The organism is Modestobacter sp. SYSU DS0290 (assembly GCF_054050955.1).
The window spans coordinates 36,496-55,712 of sequence record NZ_JBJHAI010000002.1 but is presented as its reverse complement, the minus strand read 5'-3'; the positions used below and the strand labels follow the sequence as shown (position 1 = coordinate 55,712).

Here is a 19,217-nt window from a genome sequence, read left to right as displayed (position 1 = left end):
GGGACCCCAGCGAGCTCGGACGGCGACCCTCGCCGGCGGCCCGCCTCCTCAGCACAGCGCCGCCCCAGGCGGGGAACAGGCGGTCCCGGGCGAACAACAGGTGAAGCCGGCACCGGCGACGGCGTGTCCCCCCGGCGGGTCAGCCCTGCCAGGCCTCGGCGACCTCCGCGGCGACGGCGGCGGCCTGGGCGCGACCGGCCCGCGCCGACGCCGGGCGAGCCGCCGGGTCCAGCACGTTCTTGCCGATCGCGGTCCGGCTGCCCTGGTCCGGCGCGACCACGGCGACCCGGCTCACCATCCCGGTCACCTGGGCGTCGACGCCGGTCATCGGCCCGACCCCCTTCACGATCGGGGCGATCACCACCACCCGGTCGCAGCGGGCGGCGAGGTCGGCGTTGGCCGCCGAGCGCATCCCGCCGTCGACGTAGCGGCGACCGTCGATCGTCACCGGCGGGTAGACCCCGGGGACGGCGCAGCTGGCCGCCACCGCCGCGAGCAGCTCGATCCCGGACCGCCGGGTGAAGGTGCGGAACTCCCCGCTCTCCGCGTCGACCGCGGTGAGCAGCAGCGGCCGCTCCGGCCACTCCGTCGCCGGCAGCCGGGCGGCGATCATCTCCCGCCACTCCGCCTCCGAGGGGGTGGCCCCGGCGTCGGCCGCGGCCACGGCCAGCGCGCCCACCCGGCGGCGGAAGGCGGTGTCGTCCCGGCGGGCCAGCAGCATCGCCAGCCCGTAGCGGGCGAGCGTGCGCCGTCCCAGCCGGGCCGTCGGGCCGGGCCGGGGCGGCGCGACCTCCTGCTCGAACAGCTCGGCGACCGGGACGCCGCTGCGCAGCTGCGTCCCGACCACCGACCCGGCGGAGGTGCCGACCACCAGGTCGGCGCCGGTGAGGTCGATGCCGGCGTCGGCGAGCCCGGTGAGCACCCCCGTCGCCCAGGCGATGCCGGTGACCCCGCCGCCACCGAGGACCAGGGCCCTGCGCTGCTCGCTCACCGGGCCATCCTCGCCCGGCGCCGCCTCCCCCGCAGCGGCCACCACCAGTTCACCTCGCCGAACGCGGCGACCAGCGCCGGGGTGAGGACGCCGCGCACCACGGTGGCGTCGAGCAGGATGCCGAGCGCCAGGGTGGTGGCGAAGATCTGCACGTCGACCACCGGCACGGTCGACAGCGCGATGAAGGCGAGGAAGAGGATCAGCGCCGCCGACGTCACCAGCCGCCCGGTGTACGCCACCCCGTGCACGGTCGCCTCGTCGGTGCCCATGCCCGCCTCGTGGCCCTCCCGGATGCGGGACAGGATGAACACCTCGTAGTCCATCGACAGCCCGAACAGGAACGAGAACGCGGCGACCGGCACCCAGAAGGTGAGCGTGCCGGTGGCGCTGGCGCCGAACAGCAGGTCGGTGAGGTGCCCCTCCTGCCAGATCCAGACGGTCATGCCGTAGGCCGCGGCGATCGAGACGGCGTTGAGCAGCAGCGCCTTGACCGGCAGCCAGACCGAGCGCAGCGCGGGGGCGAGCAGCGCGAAGGTGATCCCGACGACGAGCAGCAGCACCCACCAGGCGTTGCCGTAGACGGCGTCGACCGAGTCGGCGTCGCCGGCCGCGGTGCCACCGACCCGGGCGCCCGGCAGGTCGTCGACGGCGGCCCGCACCGCGGTCAGCGCCTCCCGGCCGGCCGCGGACGACGGGTCGGCGCCCAGGACGACGTCGACCACCCCGCCCCCGCCCGCCACCCACGCATCGCCGGAGGGAGCCAGCACCCCGGCCACGCCCGGGACGTCGGCCAGCGCGCCGGCGGTGGCCGCGGGGTCGTCGGTGAGCACCTCCACCGGGCGGGCCAGACCGGCGGACAGGCCGGCGTCGGTCACCTGGCGGAACGCGGTGGCGGCCGGGGTCGAGCCGCCCGCGGTCGCGCCCACCTCGGGAGAGCCCAGCCGGATCCCCAGCACGGGGAGGGCCAGCACCACCAGCACGGCGATCGCGAGCACCGCCGAGACCCAGCGGTGGCGCACCACGGTGCTGCCGATGCGGTGCCAGAGCCGGCTCTCCGCCGTGGGCGGCTCCCGCCGTGGCCACTCCAGCCGGCGGCCGACCGAGGCCAGCACGGCCGGCAGCAGGGTCAGCGCCACCAGCACGCTGACCAGCGGGATGAACAGCCCGCCGAAGCCCACCGCGCGCAGGAACGGCAGTGGCAGCACCACCAGCGACAGCAGGGAGATCGCGACGGTGACGCCGCTGAACACCACGGCCCGGCCGGCGGTGCGCATCGCGGTGCGGACGGCGTCGGCGTCGTCCGCCCCGGCCGCCCGCTCCTCCCGCCAGCGGAAGACGACCAGCAGCGAGTAGTCGATGGCCACGCCGAGGCCGATCAGGCCGACGAGGTACTGCACGATGAAGCTGACGTCGGTGAGCGCGGTCAGGCCGAGCACCAGCAGGAACGTGGTGGTGATGGCGACCGCGGCCATCAGCAGCGGCACCAGGGCCAGCAGCGAGCCAAAGACCAGGGCGAGCACCACCATCGCGCCGCCCGCGCCGAGTGCGATCTCCACGACGACCGGCCGCTGGTCCCCGCCGCCCTCGGCCACCAGGTCGCGGCCGGTGACCACCGGCTCGGCACCGGCCACCGTCACCCCCTGCAGGATGCCCTCCAGTTGCGGGAGTGCAGCGGCGTAGGGCGCCGGTCCGTCGACCACCGGCGGCCAGACCAGGGCCACCGCCGTCCGGCCGTCCGCGCTGATCAGCGTGCCGGCGCCGGGGCCGCCGTCCAGCGGGGTGGCCACCCGCCAGCCGGGCTGCTGCAGGCGGCCGTACAGCGCGGCGAGCTCGCCGCGCGCGCCGGTCACCCGCGCACCCTCGGGCGCGGTCACGACGACCATCAGCGGGTCGGCGCCACCACCGTTGCCGAACCGCTCGACGATGTCGACGTTCGCCTCGTAGGCCGGCTGCCCCGGGGTGGAGAAGTCGAAGCCGAGCCGGTCGATGGTGCGCGGGGCGAGCACTCCGCCGACGACGGCCACCGCCAGCCAGCCCAGCACCACCAGGCGCCGGTGCCGCAGCACCCAGTCGGTCAGTCGGGACACGCGCCTCCCCCTCCACCACGACCATCAGTCAGCTGATGGTCTGGCGCACAACCTACGGTCTCCCTCCATGGAGCACCCACCGGACGGAGGCGGTCCGCGTCCACGGGTCCCCGGCTGGGTGACCCAGGACCCCGCCGGCATCCCCGCCTACGCGCTGGCCCGGGCCGGCACCGCCGTCAGCGGCCTGTTCGCGGCGCAGCTGGCCCGGGTCGGGCTGCGGATGCACACCTTCTTCGTGCTGGTGCACCTGTCCCGCGACGAGGTGCTGACCTCCGCAGAGCTGGCCCGCCGGCTGCGGCTGACCCCGCAGAGCATGAGCGCGCTGCTGCGCAACCTGGCCGACGCCGGCTGGATCGAGCGGCAGGAGGAGGTCCGCCGGGGCCAGCGGATCGACGTGCGCCTCACCGCCGCCGGGCACGCCGCCCTCGCCGCCGCCGGGCCGCTGCTCGCCGAGCTGGGGCGACCGGAGGCGCTGGGCCTGACCACGGCGGAGGCGGCCACCCTGCACGGGCTGCTGCTGCGGGTGCTCGACCACGTCGCCGCAGGCCCCGGCGTCGGCCCCGCCGGGCGACCACACGACGACGCGGGACCGGCCTGAGGCCGGTCCCGCCGTCCCGGGTCGCTATCGTCGCGCCGGTGAGCTGCGAGCCGACGGCATGCTGAGCGACCTCTCCACCGGCGTCCAGCTCCCCCACGCCGAGGAGTCGCCCTTCCGCCAGGTCGCCCGCCGGCTGGTGGCCGCCACCCTCGTGCTGCTGACCACGGTCGCCGTCGTCTACCTGGGCCGCGAGGGCTACGACGACAAGGACGGCCAGGTCTCGCTGCTGGACGCCTTCTACTACACGACGGTGTCGCTCTCCACGACCGGCTACGGCGACATCGCGCCGCTCACCGACCGGGCCCGGCTGGTCAACGTCATCGTCATCACGCCGCTGCGCGTGCTCTTCCTGATCATCCTCATCGGGACCACCCTCGAGGCGCTCACCACGCGCTCCCGGGAGGAGTTCCGACTCCGACGCTGGAGGTCCCGCGTGCGCCAGCACGTCGTCGTCTGCGGTTACGGCACCAAGGGCCGCAGCGCCATCCGCGCCCTGCTGAGCACCGGGACCGACACCGACCACATCATCGTCGTCGACACCGACCCGCGGATGATCGAGGAGGCCACGGCGGCCGGCCTGGCCGGCATCGTCGGCGACGCCGGGCGCACCGACGTGCTCCGCCGGGCGTCGGTGGAGAAGGCCCGCGCCGTCGTCGTCGCCGCGCACCGGGACGACGCCTCGGTGCTCATCACGCTGACCGTGCGGCAGCTCAACGCCACCGTGCCGATCACCGCGAGCGTCCGCGAGGAGGAGAACGCGAGCCTGCTGCGCCAGTCCGGCGCGGACACCGTGATCACCACCGCGGCGACGTCCGGCCGGCTGCTCGGCCTGTCCACCGACCAGCCCCGGGTGGTCGCCGCGGTCGAGGACCTGCTGACCAGCGGCCGCGGGCTGGACCTCCAGCAGCGCACGGTGACCCACTCCGAGGTCGGCCTGAGCCCCCGTCAGCTGCGCGACATGGTGCTCTCGGTGACCCGGGGCGGGCGGACGCTGCGCTTCGACGACCCGCTGATCGGCACCCTGCAGAGCGAGGACGTCCTGGTGGTCGTCAAGGCGCACCGGAACCCCGAGGGCGGCTGAGCCGCCCTCGGGCCGGCGTCAGACGACGTCGCGGATCGCGCGCCGCACGGCGACGTCGACCTCGGGCATGTCCGCGACCCTCTTGCCGTGGCCGTGCTCGGCGTGCACGCGACCGTGCGCGAGCAGCTCCTCGTCCGTCGGGGCGCGGAAGCTGGCTCCGCAGCCGGGGACGACGTCGGCGCAGTCGAACTCCTTCACCGGGTTCCTCCGTGATCTCCGTGGCCGCAGCCGTGCGGCGCTGACGGGTCCTGCACGGGTCCGCTCAGGCGGCGTCGCGGATCAGGCCGCGGACCGCGGCCTCGATCTCGGGGGTGTAGGCCTCTCCCACGATGCCGTGGTGCACCGCCGCGTGGACCCGCCCGAGGGCGACGATCTCGTCGGCGGTCGCGGCGCGGAAGCTGCCGCCGCAGCCGGGCACCATGTCCGCACAGTCGAACTGCTTCACCGGGTTCCCCCTGACTCCTGGCGCGTGGCCGCGCTCGAACGTCTCACCGCGCTGGATCGGCAGCCGGGTCGCCGCCCTGGAGCGCGGCCAGGCGCAGCGTCATCCGTTCGGGGCGGACCAGGCCCAGCAGCCGCCCGCCGTCCCCGACGCACACGACCGGGTCGAAGCGCCGGGCCGCGACCCGGGTCATCGCCCGCGTCGCCACCTCCACCAGCGCCGCCTCGGGCCGCACCCGCAGGCTGATCGGCACGAGCTGCAGCTCGCCGGCACCGTCGCCGTCGCGCAGGGCCGGCCGGACCAGGTGCGTGGGGCAGCCCAGCGAGTCGACGGCGACCAGCACGTCCAGCCCGGCGTCGGCGGCGAAGCGCGCCCGGGCCCCGGTCAGGTCCATCGCCGGCACGCCCGCCGGGTCGCCGGCCAGGTCGCCCACGGTCACCGCGGGCACCGTCTCGACCAGCGGACCGACCGTGTCGGCCTGGCGGGCGCGCGCGGCCATCGTCTGCAGCAGCTCGACCACCGCCGGGTCGAGCTGCGACCAGCCGGGGGCGGGCCGGGCCAGCAGGTAGCCCTGCGCCAGCGGCACCCCGAGCCGGACGAACGCGGCCAGCTCCTCGGGCCGTTCGATCCCCTCCACCAGCAGCCAGGCGTCCAGCCGGCCGGCGTAGGTGCCCAGCAACTCGGCCAGCGCCAGCTTCGCCTCGTCCCGGTCGGCGTGGTCGACCAGCGCCCGGTCCAGCTTGACGAACTGGGGCCGCAGCAGGGCGAGCTGCTGCAACCCGGAGTAGCCGGACCCGGCGTCGTCCAGCGCGACCGCGGCCCCGGCGGCACGCAGCCGGTCCAGCAGACCGGTCAGCCGCTCGTGGTCGTCGACCGGCACGTGCTCGGTCAACTCCAGCACCACCCGGCCCAGGTCCGGCGCCGCCAGCAGCACGTCGGCGACGGCGGGCTCGGTGAGCAGGTGCGGGCTGACGTTCACCGACAGGAAGCAGCCCGCCGGCAGGTCCTCGCGGGCACGCAGGGCCGCCGCCACGACCTTGCCCTCCAGCAGGGCACCGAGTCCCAGTTCGTCGGCCATGGCGAACCAGCGGTCCGGGCCGACGCCGGGAGCCCCGTCGAAGCGGGACAGCGCCTCGTAGCCGGCGATCACCCCGCGCCGCAGGTCGACGATCGGCTGGAACACCAGCCGCGGCTGCGCCGGGTCGGCGAGCACGGCGGCCAGAGCCGCGGCCCAGCCGCCGTCCGGCTCCCCCGCCGCACGCACGTCGGGCGACCCGCTGGTCACTGCGGTCACCGACACCTCTCCCTGGTCGCCGCACGGCCCGTCCCTGGGCCGCTTTGCGGGATGCGCCGTCAGCCTGCCGTGGCCGGCGTGACGACCGCGAGCAGTCGCGGGGCCGGGTCACCCGGTCGGGGCACACCCGGGCGGGCCTCTCGGGACCTTCCGGTTGCCGCCGACCCGGCCGCCGCTCAGAGTCCCTGGGATGAGCCAGGAGACCACCGCCGCTGACGACACTGCCGGTGAGAGCACAGCCGGCACCGGTGCCGCGGACGAGAAGACGGCGCTGCGCCGGGCGGTCAGCGGGAAGCTGCTGTACCTGTTCATCCTCGGTGACGTCCTGGGTGCGGGCATCTACGCGCTGATCGGGGAGATCGCCGGCGAGGTCGGCGGCGCGATCTGGGTGCCCCTGCTGGTGGCGCTGCTGCTGGCCCTGCTGACCGCCGCCTCCTACGCCGAACTGGTCACCAAGTACCCGCGGGCCGGCGGCTCGGCGGTCTTCGCCGAGCGCGCCTACCGCTCGCCGGTGGTCTCCTTCCTCGTCGGCTGGTGCATGCTCGCGGCCGGCGTGACCAGCGCCGCCGGGCTGTCACTGGCCTTCGCCGGCGACTACCTGGCGGTCTTCCTCGACGTGCCGGCCACCCCGGCCGCGATCGCCTTCCTGCTGCTGGTCGCGCTGGTCAACGCCCGCGGCATCAAGGAGTCGGTCCGCGCCAACGTGGTGATGACCGTGGTGGAGGTGTCCGGCCTGCTGCTGGTCGTCGTCCTCGGCGCGATCCTGCTCGGCCGTGGCGACGGGGACGCGAGCCGCGTGACCCAGTTCCCCGACGGCGTCTCCGCCGGCACCGCGGTGCTGGCCGCGGCGATCCTCGCCTACTACTCCTTCGTCGGCTTCGAGACCTCGGCCAACGTCGCCGAGGAGGTCCGCGACGTCCGCCGGGTCTACCCGCGGGCGCTGTTCGGCGCGCTGCTGACCGCCGGGGTCGTGTACGTGCTGGTCGGCCTGGTCGCCTCCGTGGTGCTGCCGCCCGACGAGCTGGCCGGGTCCTCGGGGCCGCTGCTGGACGTCGTGCGCGCCACCGGCTTCGGCGTCCCCGACCAGCTGTTCAGCGCGATCGCGCTGATCGCCGTCGCCAACGGCGCGCTGCTGACGATGATCATGGCCAGCCGGATGGTCTACGGGCTGTCCGAGCAGCGGCTGCTGCCGACGGCGCTGGGCCGCGTGCTGCCCGGCCGCCGCACCCCGTGGGTGGCGATCGCGGTCACCACCGTGGTGGCGATGGGGCTGACCCTCGTCGGCGACCTGGGGGCGCTGGCCAACACCGTCGTCCTGCTGCTCCTGCTGGTCTTCCTGAGCACCAACGCCGCGGTGCTGGTGCTGCGCCGCGACCGGGTCGACCAGCCGCACTTCCGTGCGCCGGCGGTGCTGCCGGTGCTGGCGATCGCCTCGTGCGTGCTGCTGCTGTGGCAGCAGGAGGCGCGCACCTGGCTGCTCGCCGGCGTGCTCCTGGTGGCCGGGGTGCTCGTGTACGCGCTCGGCCAGGCACCCTGGTGGGGGAACCAGGGCGACCAGCCCCGCACGGAGCGGTCAACGACTCGTTCGTGACTTCTGCGTGAACAGCGGCGCGAGACCCTCCCCGCCAGGGGAGGATCGCACCGACCGGCGAGAGGAGCGGGACCGCAGATGACCGTGTCACAGCCCAGCGCGGTGGAGGTCGGCCTGATGGCGGGGCGCGCCGGCTACGTGCTGCGGGCCAACGACCGTGGCCGGTTCACCGTCGCCTCCCCCACCCTCTACCCGCACATGTGGAGCTGGGACGCCGGGTTCGTGGCGCTGGGCATCGCCACCGTCTCGGTGCCCCGGGCGCTGGACGAGCTGCGCAGCCTGCTGTCGGGCCAGTGGGCCACCGGGATGATCCCGCACATCCTGTTCCACCAGCCCAGCGACTACTTCCCCGGACCCGAGCGCTGGCGCACCCAGGTGGCCGCCGCCCGGCCGGCCAACGTGCTCACCTCCGGCATCTGCCAGCCGCCGATCCACGTCATCGCGCTGTCGCGCATCCTGCACGACGCCCGGCGCCGCGGGGGTACCGACCAGCAGCTGGCCGAGGACTTCGTCCGGGAGACCTTCGACCAGTGGCTGGCCTGGCACCAGTACCTGGCCACCGCCCGCGACCCGTACAGCTACGGCCTGGTGGAGATCCACCACGGCTGGGAGTCCGGGATGGACGACTCCCCGCGCTGGGACGTGCCCTACGCCAACGTGCACCCGCAGCCGGACATGCCGCCGTTCGTGCGCGCCGACCTCGCGCACGTCGCCGACCCCTCGCAGCGGCCGACCGACGCCGAGTACGCCCGGTACCTGTGGCTGCTGGAGCAGAAGGTCCGCACCCGCTACGACGACACCGCCTACCGGGCGACCGGCGACTTCGTCGTGGGCGACGTGCTGGTGTCGGCGCTGCTGGCCGCCGCCAGCGACCTGCTCGCCGACATGGGCGAGGAGCTGGGCATCGGCGGCGGCTCGGCCGGCGGGGTGGAGCAGTCGCGGTCGATCGCGCGGCGGTTCCGCACCGGGGTGCTGCGGTCGGTGAACCCCGACACCGGGCTGGCCCGCGACCTGGACCTGCGCACCGGCCACTGGCTGGACGTGGAGAGCGCCGCCGGGTTCGCCCCGCTGCTGTGCGGCGGCGACGAGGGGGTCACCCGCCGGCAGCGCGACCTGCTGCTCGGCCCGCGGTGGTGCGGGCACCCCCGGCTGCGCTGGCCGGTGATGCCCTCGGTGTCCCCGGCGTCGACCGAGTTCCGCGAGCGCACCTACTGGCGCGGGCCGCAGTGGCCGGTGCTGAACTGGCTGATGGCCTGGGCGCTGAACCGCTCCGGCGAGCAGGAGGCGGCCAACCAGCTGCGCCTGGCCGGGCTGTCCCAGCTCATCGACTGCGACTTCGCGGAGTACTACGAGCCGGTCACCGGCGAGACGCTGGGCAGCCGGGACCAGTCGTGGACGGCGGCGATCGCGCTGGACTTCCTGGCCGCCCGCCGGCCGGCCCAGCGGCGCCCGGTGCGCTGGCTGACCAGCGAGCTGCCGCGGATCACCCCCGCGCAGCGCGCCGCGCACCAGGCCGCCCAGCACCAGCGGGTGGCCGGCCACCGGCCGCACGGCTCCGGCCCGGCGACCGCACCCCAGCCGCAGCAGCGACCGAGCTGACCTCCGGGGCCGGATGACGATCCGGTGACGAAGGCGGACCGACGCGGTGCACGGGCAACCGGGCCGGGCACCACGAGGACGTCCCCCACCGTCGCACCGCCGAGGAGCTCCCCGTGCCGCGCAGGTACCTCGTCCCCGCTGCCACCGCCCTCCTGCTCCTCGCCGCCTGCGGCGACGACAGCAGCCAGAGCGGGGTGGGTGGCGACTTCTCCCCCGAGGACGCCGGCGAGGTCCAGGGCACCCCGACGGTCCCGGTCGAGGAGAGCGCCGACCTGGTCGACCCGGAGGGCAGCGGCATCGGCGCGGTCACCTTCACCGACGCGGAGACCGGCATGGAGGTGACGGTGGACGTCGCGGGCCTGCCCGCCGGCGAGCACCCGCTGTCGCTGCACGAGACCGCCGTCTGCGAGGCCCCGGCCACCTCCGACGCCCCCACCGCCATCGGCAACTGGACGGGGGTCGGCGCCGCGATCCCGGGCATCGAGCTGCCGCAGCTCGTCGTCGGCGAGGACGGCGCCGGCCGGCTCAGCTCAGTGGTGCCCGAGGTCGACCTGGACACCCTGCTCGACGACGACGGGACGGCGCTGCTGGTGCACGCCGTCGGTGCCGACGGGGCGGACACCGAGGGCCTCGCCTGTGCTGCCGTCGGCGGCTGAGCGGGCGTTCCCGCCCCGGGCTCGGCCCCGGGGCGGGAACGGCCGGTCAGGGCCGCGGGTCCGGGCTCCGGGTCAGCGCCGGGTCGGTGAGCGCCACCGGCGCCAGCACCTCGTCGATGCGGGCCTTGACGTCGGCGTCCAGCCGGACGCCGGCGGCCTTGACGTTGTCCTGCACCTGCTCCGGCCGGCTGGCGCCGATGATCGCGGCGGCGACGTTCTCCTCCTGCAGCACCCAGGCGACGGCGAGGGCCGCCGTCGACAGCCCCAGGTCCGCGGCGATCGGCGTGAGCTGCTGCACCCGCTCCAGCACGTCGTCGGTCATCCACCGCGAGATGAAGTTCGCACCGCCGCCCTTCTCGTCGGTGGCCCGCGAACCCGCCGGCGCCGGCCGGCCCGGCAGGTACTTGCCGGTCAGGACCCCCTGCGCGATGGGCGAGAAGACCACCTGGCTCATGCCCAGCTCGCGGCAGGTCGGGATGACCTCGGCCTCCGGCACCCGGTACAGCGCCGAGTACTGCGGCTGGTTGGACACCAGCGGCACCTTGAGCTCCTCGGCGAGCGCCTTGGCCGCGCGGATCTCCTCGGCCCGCCACTCGGAGACGCCGATGTAGAGGGCCTTGCCGCTGTGCACGACGGCGGCGAAGGCCTCCATCGTCTCCTCGAGCGGGGTCTCGTAGTCGTAGCGGTGTGCCTGGTACAGGTCGAGGTAGTCGGTGCCCAGCCGACGCAGGGAGCCCTCGATCGAGTCCCGGATGTGCTTGCGCGACAGGCCGCGGTCGTTCGGGCCCCGGCCGGTCGGCCAGTACACCTTGCTGAAGATCTCGATGCTGCTGCGCGGCTCCCCCGCCAGCGCCTGCCCGAGCACCTGCTCGGCCCGCCCCTCGGCGTAGCCGTCGGCGGTGTCGAAGCTGGTGATGCCGGCGTCGAGGGCGGCGCGCACACACGCCTGGGCGGCGTCGGCCTCCACCTGCCCGCCGTGGGTGATCCAGTTGCCGTAGGTGATCTCGCTGATCTTCAGGCCGCTGCGGCCCAGGTGTCGGAACTCCATGGCGCCGTCCTACCCGCCCGGGGAGCGCTTCCACGCACCGGGTGCGCCGACCTGCTCGCGGGCGACGGCGACGTCAGACCAGGCGGAGCGTCAGCCGCTTGAGCCGCATGATCAGCCGCATGGCCCCGGACCGGGCCAGCTCGTCCTGCCGTTCCTGCAGCTGGCGGCCGAGCTGCTGGAGCCGCTCCTCTCCCAGCGCGTGCGACTGGGGGAACATGCGCTGCTCCTCCTCGAACGTGTGGTGGCGCAGCGTGGACTCCAGCATCCGGACCTCGGTGGTGAACTCCGGGTCGTCCAGGGGCGTGCGCATGACGGTGGCGAGCTGGTCGTCGATCTGCCGGTGCTCGGCGTGGGCCAGCGAGAGCAGCGGCGACACGTCCCGGACCGCGGGGTAGAACAGCTCGTCCTCGATCTGGGTGTGCACCTCCAGCTCGCGCAGCAACCGGTCCCGCAGCCGCCTGCGCTCCTCGGTCTGGCTGCCGGTCGTCTCCGCCAGCTGCCGCAGCAGCCCCCGGAGGACGTCGTGGTGGGCGATCAACACCTCGTCGGCCTTCATCGGGACGCCTCCTCGACCGTCGTCGTCGCGGTGGGGCTGCGCCAGTGCACCCGCCGGCGCACCTCCACGCGGCCGTCGCGGACCCGGGTGTCGAAGCAGGGCAGGGGCGCCGTCGACGGGCCCTGCGCCGGCTCCCCGGTGGCCAGGTCGAAGCGCGAACCGTGCCACGGGCACACCAGCTCCCCGCGGTGCAGCCAGCCCTCCCCGAGCGGTGCGCCCTGGTGCGGGCAGATCCCGCCGACGGCGCGGACCTCACCCGCCTGCGCGACCAGCACCACCGGCACGCCGTCGACGTCGGCGCCGACCGGTACACCGTCGACCAGGTCGGCCTCGTCGAGCACCGGGGTGAACCGGCGTGGCTCGGGACTCCGGTGGGCGTGGTCGGTGCCCAGCCCGTGCCGGTAGGACAGCGCCCCACCCAGCCAGCTGCTGGCCAGCGTGATCGCGAAGCCCGCCGCAGCCGTGAGCCGGGCCCGCCCGGACCGCCCCCGCCGTCCCCGGTCGGCGAAGGACCAGGCGTACAGCGCGAGGGCGGTGGAGTTGAGGCCCGCGTGCACCAGCCCGACCCGCCGGGCGCCGTCGTGCGCGTGCTGCCAGTCGGTGAGCCCGGTCGCCGCGGACGCCACCGCACCGGCCACGCCGACGCCGACCACGGTCCGCGCCGCCGGCGCCGCCCCCGGCCCACCACGGCCGGTCGCGTCCAGACCGTCGAGCACCAGCGCCGCGGTCCACGCCCCGATCGGCACGGTGACCAGCGCCGGGTGCAGCGGATGACCCAGCCACACCCCGTGCAGGAGGTCCTGGAGCGGCCGCGCGCGCCGGCCGGTGAGCAGGTAGGTGAGGGCGACGCCGTGCTCGACCTGGTAGCTGGGACCGTCCAGCACCTGCCAGCGCTCGACCGCTCCCAGCGTCCGTTCCAGCAGGCTGCGCACGCTCACCGGGGCGCGTCCCGTCCAGTCACGTTCCCCGATTGCCCGGTGCGCCGGCGTCGAAACGACGTCCGCGGGGTCAGGCGTCCTCGGCGCGGTCCTCGACGGCTCCGTGGCGCAGCAGGCTGACGACGGCCAGGGCGAGGCCGCCCCAGATCACGAGCATCGCCACCACCATCATCACGATCGCGTCGGTGCTCATCGGGGTCCTCCCTCGTCGTGCCCGGTGGTGGTCGCGCCCAGCGGCGTCGCCGGATCGGACCCGGGTGGCGGCCCGTCCAGATGGGTCCCGGCGCGCCACGTCAGCCGGGCGAGCAGGAAGCCGACCAGCGGCAGCGCGACGGCCAGCAGCCAGCCGAGGACCAGCAGGAGCCAGGTCGGGTAGTCCCCGTAGGGCGCGGTGAGGTCGTCCCGCAGCGACAGGACGAGCACGACGGCCAGGCCGGCCGGGGCGATGACGCCCACCAGCACCCGCCAGCCGGTGCCGACCCGCGGCCGACCGTGGACGTTGAGGTGCGCGCCGAGGCCGGGCAGGGCCCGGACGACCCAGGCGACGACCAGCATGCTGACCAGCGCCACGACCAGGATGCCGTACTGGTTGACGAAGTGGTCGACGACGTCGAGCACGTAGATGCCGCTCGTCGTGCTGAAGAGCACCAGGCTCAGCACCGCGGCGGGGACGCCAACCGCGAGGGTCGCGCTGAGCCGGCCGGTGTCGAGCTTGTCGCGGACCGCGGAGATCACCACCTCGATGACGCTGATCAGCGAGGTGATGCCGGCGAGGACCAGCGCCCCGAAGAAGAGGACGCCGAGGAGCGCGCCGGCCGGGGCCTCGCTGATGATCGCCGGGAAGGCGATGAAGGCCAGGCCGATCCCACCCTCGGCGACCTCGTCGACCGCCACCCCGTTGGCCTGCGCCATGAAGCCCAGGGCGGCGAACACGCCGATGCCGGCGAGCAGCTCGAAGCCGGAGTTCGAGAAGCCCACGACCAGGCCGGAGCCGATCATGTCCTCGCGGCGGCGGACGTAGGAGGCGTACGTGATCATGATGCCGAAGCCGACCGACAGCGAGAAGAAGATCTGGCCGAACGCGGCGGCCCACACCGAGGCCGAGGTGAGCGCCGACCAGTCCGGGGAGAACAGCGCGTCCAGCCCGGCCCCGGCGCCCGGCAGCAGCAGCGCCTGGACGACGAGGGCGACGAAGGCGAGCACCAGCACCGGGATGAAGACCAACGAGGTGACGCCGATCCCGCGTTGGACGCCGAGCGCCATGACCACCAGCACGGCCAGCCAGACCAGCGCAAGGGGCACGAGCACCCCGGGCACGACATCGGCGGTGACCCGGACGTCACCGGCCTGGAGGAACTCGCCGAAGAAGAAGGCATTGGGGTCGGTGCCCCACGCCTGGTCGAGCGAGAAGAAGGTGTAGCGCAGCGCCCACGCGATCACCGCGGCGTAGTAGACGGCGATGACGAAGCAGATGCCCACCTGCCACCAGCCGAGCCCCTCGGTGCCGCGGCGCAGCCGGGCGAAGGAGAGCGGCGCGGAGCCGCGGTGGCGGTGGCCGATCGCGTAGTCGAGCAGCAGGAAGGGGATGCCGGCGGTGAGCAGCGCGACCAGGTAGGGCAGCAGGAAGGCGCCGCCGCCGTTCTCGTAGGCGACGTAGGGGAAGCGCCAGATGTTGCCCAGCCCGACCGCCGAGCCGATCGCCGCCAGGATGAACACCCGCCGTGAGCTGAACCCGCCGCGCCGGCGCTCCTGCTCGGCCTGCTCCGTGGCCCGCCCCGCCGTGCTCATCCGACCTCCCGTGTCCTCGTCCGCCGAGCCGGCGTGCACGGAGCGCGCCGGTCGGCGTCCCGCCGATGGGGAGAGGATGCCAGGACCCGCCCCCCCTCGGCTGCCGGAGGTCCGCGGCGCCCACGCGCCGGGCCGCGGGCGCGACGTCGCGGGCAGGAGGGGGGCCCGGACGCACGGAGGGCCCGGTCTGACGACCGGGCCCTCCGTGGTGGAGCTGGGGGGTGGAGGCGGCGGGAATCGAACCCGCGTCCTGCGACGCATCACCAGGGCTTCTCCGAGCGCAGTTCGCTCTGCCTCTGCTCGGCCCTCCCGATCTCACGAACGAGTCGGGATGACGGGCCCAGTCGCTGTGTGGTGTCCCACACGCACCCGCGACCGGTGCGTGCGGTGAGTCATCTAGCTGATGCCAGGATCCGGGCCGATGACGAACCCGGGCTGACAGACTCGCCTAGCTGCCGTCAGGCAGCGAGAGCGAAGTCGCGCTGATTGGAATCGGCGCTTGTGTTTTTTGCAACGGATGGTTAACGAGATCATCGTTGCCTTCCTCGGCTCGCTTCCCCTGGTCAAACGACCGCAGTCGAGACCAATCGCCCCCCTGTGTAGTTGTGCTGACAGGGTAACGGCTGCCGGGCCGCTCGTGTTCCCCGCCGCCCCGGCCCGGCTCAGGCCCGGCGCTCCCACCAGCGCACCTGGCCCGCCGACCCGTCCGGTCGCGGTGCGGACTCGACTCCCCGGTCGCGGTAGCCGGCCCGGGCGGCCACGGCGGCGCTGGCCTCGTTGTCCGGCAGCATCCCCAGCTGGACGCACGGGTGGCCCACCGACAGCAGCCAGTCGGTCATCAGCCGCACCGACGCGACGGCCAGCCCGCGCCCCCGCCCGGCCGGCAGCAGCGCGTACCCGACCGAGGGCTCGGGCGAGCGCTCCACGGTGAGCGCCGCCATCCCGACCGCCCCGCCCTCGACCCCGCCCTCGACGGGGCACACCGCGTACCGCTGGCCGAGCCGCCGGCGGGCCCGGTCGGCCACCTCCGCCATCCGCTGCCGCGCGGTCGGCTCGTCCAGCTGCGGCGGGTGCGTCGTCCACCGGATGACCTCGGGGTCGCGGGACAGCGCCTGCTCCAGCGTCCAGTCCCCGACCGTCATCGCCCGCAGCACGACGCCGTCGGCCACCAGCCGCTCCGGCGGCGCGGCGTTCAGCCGGCCCGCCACCTCAGATCCAGTCGCGGCGCTTGAAGACCAGGTACAGCACGGCGCTGACCAACACCATCAGGACCAGCGCCAGGGGGTAGCCGTACTCCCACTCGGTCTCGGGCATCCGCTCGAAGTTCATGCCGTACACGCCGCCCACGAGGCTGGGCGCGAAGAGGATGGCCGCCCAGGCGGAGATCTTCTTGACCTCCTCGCCCTGCGCGATGCTGGTGACGGTGAGCTCGCGGATCTCGTCGTTCTGCCGCTGCGCGACGAGCGTCGCGTTGACGGTCAGGATGTCGCGCAGCTGCAGCCGGAACCCCTCGATCCGCTCGTTGACCTGGGTGACGTGGTCGGCGACGTCGCGCAGGTAGCTGCGCAGCTCCTCGTCGACGCCGTACTTCTCGAACCCGGCGGTGATCGCGGCGAGGATGCCGGTCAGCGGCTGGCAGGCCCGCTGGAAGTCCACGACCTCCTGGGAGAGCTCGTAGATGCGCCGGGACACCTGCGGGTCCCCGCGGAACACCTCGGCCTCGATCTCGTCGATGTCGATCTCCAGCCCGGTGACCACCGGGGCGTACCCGTCCACGACCGCGTCGAGGATGGCGTACAGCACGGCCTCGCTCCCCCGGGCCAGCAGCTCCGGGGTGCTCTCCAGCCGCCGCCGCACCCGGGCCAGGTCCGGCGACTCGCTGTGCCGGACGGTGACGACGAAGTCCTTGCCCAGGAACAGGTGCAGCTCGCCGAACTCCACCTCCTCCGTCGCGTCGAGGTAGCGGGCGGCCTTGAGCACGACGAACAGCGTGTCGCCGTAGCGCTCGAACTTCGGCCGCTGGTGGGCCTGGATGGCGTCCTCGACGGCGAGGTCGGGCAGGCCGTACTGCTCGGCCAGCTCCCCCAGCTCGGCGGGCTCCGGCCGGTACAGCCCGAGCCAGACCATCCGGTCCTCGAAGCCCTCGGTGAGCCACTCGTGGCTCTCCTCCGCCGTGTCGGGCGTGGCGATGCGGCGTCCCCCCGCGTAGACGGCGTTGTCGACGATGCGCGACAAGCGTGCCGGCGTGGCCCCGTTCGCGGCCGGCGGCGGCGCGTCCTGGGGAGGGACGACGAGCAGCGGGCGGGCGCGGCGGGTCAGGGTGGACAGCGCGGCACGGGGCGCGCTGCGGGTGGTGGCACGACGACGGTCGGACACGACGAACTCCCGGGGGGCTGCTGGGGTGCGGACGCCGAGGAGGTCCCCGCCGCACGGCCGCCAGGTCGGTCGGTGACCGGGCGGTTCAGCAGGTGGGGACCTCGGGACTGTGACTGGGGGGTTCGGTGCGCACGACCAGTCACCTCCCGTGGGTCCCAGCGGCCGGCATGGATCAGCGGGCCGTCGTCCATCGTGACACGCCGGGGAACGGGGGTGCACCCCCGGGCGCCCGACCGGGTGATGAACACCCCGTGTCGCGAGTCAGTCCCTGGCGGGGGTGCAGGCCCGGTCGTGGTCGAGCCGGCCGACGACGTACTGGACGAGCGTCACCTCGCCGCCGTCGACCAGGGGGGACGACCGGCACGTCCGGGCGGCATCGCTGCGGTCGTCGGCGCCGGCCAGCCAGCTGTCCAGCCCGGTCAGGCTGCTCTCCTCGGGCACCTGTCCGACGATCTGCCGCCACTGGTACCCGGTCGAGTACAGGCCGACCTCGCCGCCGAGCGCGGTGAAGTGGTCGGTCATGCCCTCGAGCGTGGCCCGGTTGTTCCGCCGGACGTCGGCGCCACCGGTCTGCCAGGTGTTCATCGTCTCGACGTCCAGCCACCAGCGGTACCCCGCCAGGTCGGTCACGTCCTGCACCGCGGCGACCTCGGCCGGGGCGTCGTCCTCCGCAGCGAGCTCCCGCGCGGCGGCGAGCACGATCCGCACGTCGCCCGCGGCCCGGGCGACGCCGTACTCGTAGGAGCAGGCCGCGCTGTTCCCGCCGTCGCAGACGCCGTACCGGTTGCTGCCCAGCTCCGGCCAGGTGGTCACCTGGTCGCGCACCTGACCGGGGTTGGCCGTGTTGACGTAGAACTGCACCGGCGGCTGGCCGGGCACCTCGCCGCTGGCCCCGGCCGCCCACGCCCACTGCTCGGGCAGGCACCGGTTCGGCGTGGTGGCCAGGCCGCCGTTGACCCCGACCACGGCGAAGGCGGCGTCGTCGGGCAGCTCCGCCCGGCACTGCGGGTACGACACGTCGTAGCCCACGGCGTCGTCCCGCGCCGGACGTTCGGCGGCAGCGGCCGCGGTGGGGGCGGCCAGGGCAGCACCCACCGCCAGGCCGGTGGCCGCGAGGGCGCGCAGGCTGCTCCGCATCCCCCTCGACGGTACGCGGTTCAGGCGCCGGCGACCGGCTCGAGCAGCCGGGACCAGGAGACCTGGGTGCGGGCGGTGGTGAAGCCCAGGCTCTCGTAGAGCCCGAGCGCACCGGTCACGTTCTCGCTGTCGACCTCCAGCCCGGCGGTCCGGCAGTCCCGCGCCGCCGCAACGTGCAGCGCCTCGATGATCACCGCCTTGGACACCCCGCGGCCCCGGGCCGACGGGACCACGCCGATCTGGCCGAAGTAGCTCTCCCGGGAGCCGGTGGCCGCGGCCGTCGCCTCCGAGACGTAGGCCAGCGCGTAGCCGAGCACCGCGCCGTCCTCGACCGCCAGCACCGACAGGTCCGGGCGGAAGGACCGCTGCCCGGTGAACATCACCCGCCAGGAGGCGACGTCGCGCTCACTGGAACCGTAGTGCTCGGTGAAGGCGGCGTTGTGCGCCAGCCGCACCTGCTCGTCGCGGTCCCAGGTGAAGGGGACCAGGTCCACCCCGTCCAGGCGGCGCCGCGGCGGCAGGTCGGTGAGCGGGCGCTCCATGTGGAAGAACCAGCGCACCTGCACCAGCCCGGCCCGGCGCAGCAACGCCTCCAGCGAGGGCATGGTCGTGTACACGGTCGCGGTCAGCCGGGCCGGCGCCTCCGGGTGCCGCTGCGCGTGCAGCTGCTCCCCCCGGGCCAGCTGCCAGGCGAGCAGCGCCCGGCCGATCCCGCGCCCCCGCCACGCCGGGTGCACCCGCCCCTGCAGGTGGACGCCGTAGGCGTCCCGGAACGTGGGCGGGGCGATCGCGGTCGCGTACCCGACGACGGCGCCGTCCGCCGTGGTCACCAGCCGGGTCTCGTGCTCGAGGTCGACCAGCTCGTTGACCCAGGCGCCGGTGAGGTCCTCCGGCGACTCGTGCACGCCGGTGTCGTCCACCTCCTCGGCGGCGCTGAGCAGCGCCGCCACGGCGCCGACGTCGTCCGGGTGGATCGGGCGGGCGGTCAGTCCGGCGGGGAGGGAGAGGTCGGGCACGGGCGACGACGCTAGCCGG

Annotated in this window: 19 protein-coding genes and 1 other RNA gene; 5 read left to right on the top strand and 15 right to left on the bottom strand. The window is 74.7% G+C overall.

Annotated features, from left to right (window positions below; genetic code table 11):
- Positions 1-139: 139 nt before the first annotated feature.
- Positions 140-991 (bottom strand): patatin-like phospholipase family protein, encoded by an 852-nt coding sequence (locus ACI795_RS03510; protein ID WP_457073829.1) that lies wholly within the window; start codon positions 989-991, stop codon positions 140-142.
- Complete coding sequence (locus ACI795_RS03505; protein WP_457073828.1) at positions 988-3,078, bottom strand: MMPL family transporter; 2,091 nt, start codon at positions 3,076-3,078, stop codon at positions 988-990. Before ACI795_RS03505 ends, ACI795_RS03510 begins: the two co-directional genes overlap by 4 nt.
- Before the next feature lie 118 nt (positions 3,079-3,196).
- Between ACI795_RS03505 and ACI795_RS03500 the strand changes: the two genes are divergently transcribed.
- Entirely contained in the window at positions 3,197-3,676 is a 480-nt protein-coding gene (locus ACI795_RS03500; RefSeq protein WP_457073827.1) for a MarR family winged helix-turn-helix transcriptional regulator, read from the top strand.
- A 58-nt stretch (positions 3,677-3,734) separates the two neighbouring features.
- The gene (locus ACI795_RS03495) at positions 3,735-4,757 is read left to right on the top strand and encodes a potassium channel family protein (protein ID WP_457073826.1); all 1,023 of its coding nucleotides are present in this window, start codon (positions 3,735-3,737) and stop codon (positions 4,755-4,757) included.
- An 18-nt stretch (positions 4,758-4,775) separates the two neighbouring features.
- On the opposite strand, the gene ACI795_RS03490 is transcribed toward ACI795_RS03495, so the two are convergent.
- The 3 genes from ACI795_RS03490 to ACI795_RS03480 all read right to left on the bottom strand — a co-directional run bounded on the left by ACI795_RS03490 (position 4,776) and on the right by ACI795_RS03480 (position 6,493).
- A complete protein-coding gene (locus ACI795_RS03490; RefSeq protein WP_457073825.1) occupies positions 4,776-4,955 on the bottom strand; it encodes a DUF1059 domain-containing protein in 180 nt (59 codons plus the stop codon).
- Positions 4,956-5,019: 64 nt separating this feature from the next.
- The gene (locus ACI795_RS03485) at positions 5,020-5,202 is read right to left on the bottom strand and encodes a DUF1059 domain-containing protein (protein ID WP_457073824.1); all 183 of its coding nucleotides are present in this window, start codon (positions 5,200-5,202) and stop codon (positions 5,020-5,022) included.
- 43 nt (positions 5,203-5,245) lie between these two features.
- Entirely contained in the window at positions 5,246-6,493 is a 1,248-nt protein-coding gene (locus tag ACI795_RS03480; protein WP_457073823.1) for an EAL domain-containing protein, read from the bottom strand.
- 190 nt (positions 6,494-6,683) lie between these two features.
- On the opposite strand from ACI795_RS03480, the gene ACI795_RS03475 reads away from it, so the two are divergent.
- The 3 genes from ACI795_RS03475 (at position 6,684) to ACI795_RS03465 (ending at position 10,339) form a co-directional block, all read left to right on the top strand.
- Positions 6,684-8,084, top strand: coding sequence for an APC family permease (locus tag ACI795_RS03475; RefSeq protein WP_457073822.1), 1,401 nt, complete (start codon positions 6,684-6,686; stop codon positions 8,082-8,084).
- A 78-nt stretch (positions 8,085-8,162) separates the two neighbouring features.
- The gene (ggh, locus tag ACI795_RS03470; RefSeq protein WP_457073821.1) at positions 8,163-9,683 is read left to right on the top strand and encodes a glucosylglycerate hydrolase; all 1,521 of its coding nucleotides are present in this window, start codon (positions 8,163-8,165) and stop codon (positions 9,681-9,683) included.
- Positions 9,684-9,796: 113 nt separating this feature from the next.
- Positions 9,797-10,339, top strand: coding sequence for a superoxide dismutase family protein (locus ACI795_RS03465; RefSeq protein WP_457073820.1), 543 nt, complete (start codon positions 9,797-9,799; stop codon positions 10,337-10,339).
- A 46-nt stretch (positions 10,340-10,385) separates the two neighbouring features.
- On the opposite strand, the gene ACI795_RS03460 is transcribed toward ACI795_RS03465, so the two are convergent.
- From ACI795_RS03460 to ACI795_RS03415, 10 genes are all read right to left on the bottom strand, one after another.
- Positions 10,386-11,387: an aldo/keto reductase family protein gene (locus ACI795_RS03460; RefSeq protein WP_457073819.1), complete on the bottom strand. Its 1,002-nt coding sequence runs from the start codon at positions 11,385-11,387 to the stop codon at positions 10,386-10,388.
- A 73-nt stretch (positions 11,388-11,460) separates the two neighbouring features.
- Complete coding sequence (locus tag ACI795_RS03455; RefSeq protein WP_457073818.1) at positions 11,461-11,943, bottom strand: hemerythrin domain-containing protein; 483 nt, start codon at positions 11,941-11,943, stop codon at positions 11,461-11,463.
- Positions 11,940-12,881 carry a Rieske 2Fe-2S domain-containing protein gene (locus ACI795_RS03450; RefSeq protein ID WP_457073817.1) on the bottom strand — a complete coding sequence of 314 codons (942 nt, stop codon included), beginning with the start codon at positions 12,879-12,881 and terminating at the stop codon, positions 11,940-11,942. The genes ACI795_RS03455 and ACI795_RS03450 overlap by 4 nt, the downstream gene beginning before the upstream one ends.
- A gap of 70 nt (positions 12,882-12,951) precedes the next feature.
- Positions 12,952-13,074 (bottom strand): methionine/alanine import family NSS transporter small subunit, encoded by a 123-nt coding sequence (locus tag ACI795_RS03445; protein ID WP_457073816.1) that lies wholly within the window; start codon positions 13,072-13,074, stop codon positions 12,952-12,954.
- Positions 13,071-14,669: a sodium-dependent transporter gene (locus tag ACI795_RS03440; protein ID WP_457073815.1), complete on the bottom strand. Its 1,599-nt coding sequence runs from the start codon at positions 14,667-14,669 to the stop codon at positions 13,071-13,073. The genes ACI795_RS03445 and ACI795_RS03440 overlap by 4 nt, the downstream gene beginning before the upstream one ends.
- Positions 14,670-14,888: 219 nt before the next feature.
- Positions 14,889-15,264, bottom strand: a transfer-messenger RNA (tmRNA) gene (ssrA, locus tag ACI795_RS03435).
- Between the two features lie 67 nt (positions 15,265-15,331).
- Positions 15,332-15,877 carry a GNAT family N-acetyltransferase gene (locus ACI795_RS03430; RefSeq protein ID WP_457073814.1) on the bottom strand — a complete coding sequence of 182 codons (546 nt, stop codon included), beginning with the start codon at positions 15,875-15,877 and terminating at the stop codon, positions 15,332-15,334.
- Position 15,878: 1 nt separating this feature from the next.
- On the bottom strand, positions 15,879-17,045 hold the full coding sequence (corA, locus tag ACI795_RS03425; protein ID WP_457073813.1) for a magnesium/cobalt transporter CorA: 1,167 nt from the start codon (positions 17,043-17,045) through the stop codon (positions 15,879-15,881).
- Between the two features lie 261 nt (positions 17,046-17,306).
- Positions 17,307-18,182 (bottom strand): hypothetical protein, encoded by an 876-nt coding sequence (locus ACI795_RS03420; protein ID WP_457073812.1) that lies wholly within the window; start codon positions 18,180-18,182, stop codon positions 17,307-17,309.
- A gap of 20 nt (positions 18,183-18,202) precedes the next feature.
- The gene (locus ACI795_RS03415) at positions 18,203-19,198 is read right to left on the bottom strand and encodes a GNAT family N-acetyltransferase (protein ID WP_457073811.1); all 996 of its coding nucleotides are present in this window, start codon (positions 19,196-19,198) and stop codon (positions 18,203-18,205) included.
- Positions 19,199-19,217 lie beyond the last annotated feature (19 nt).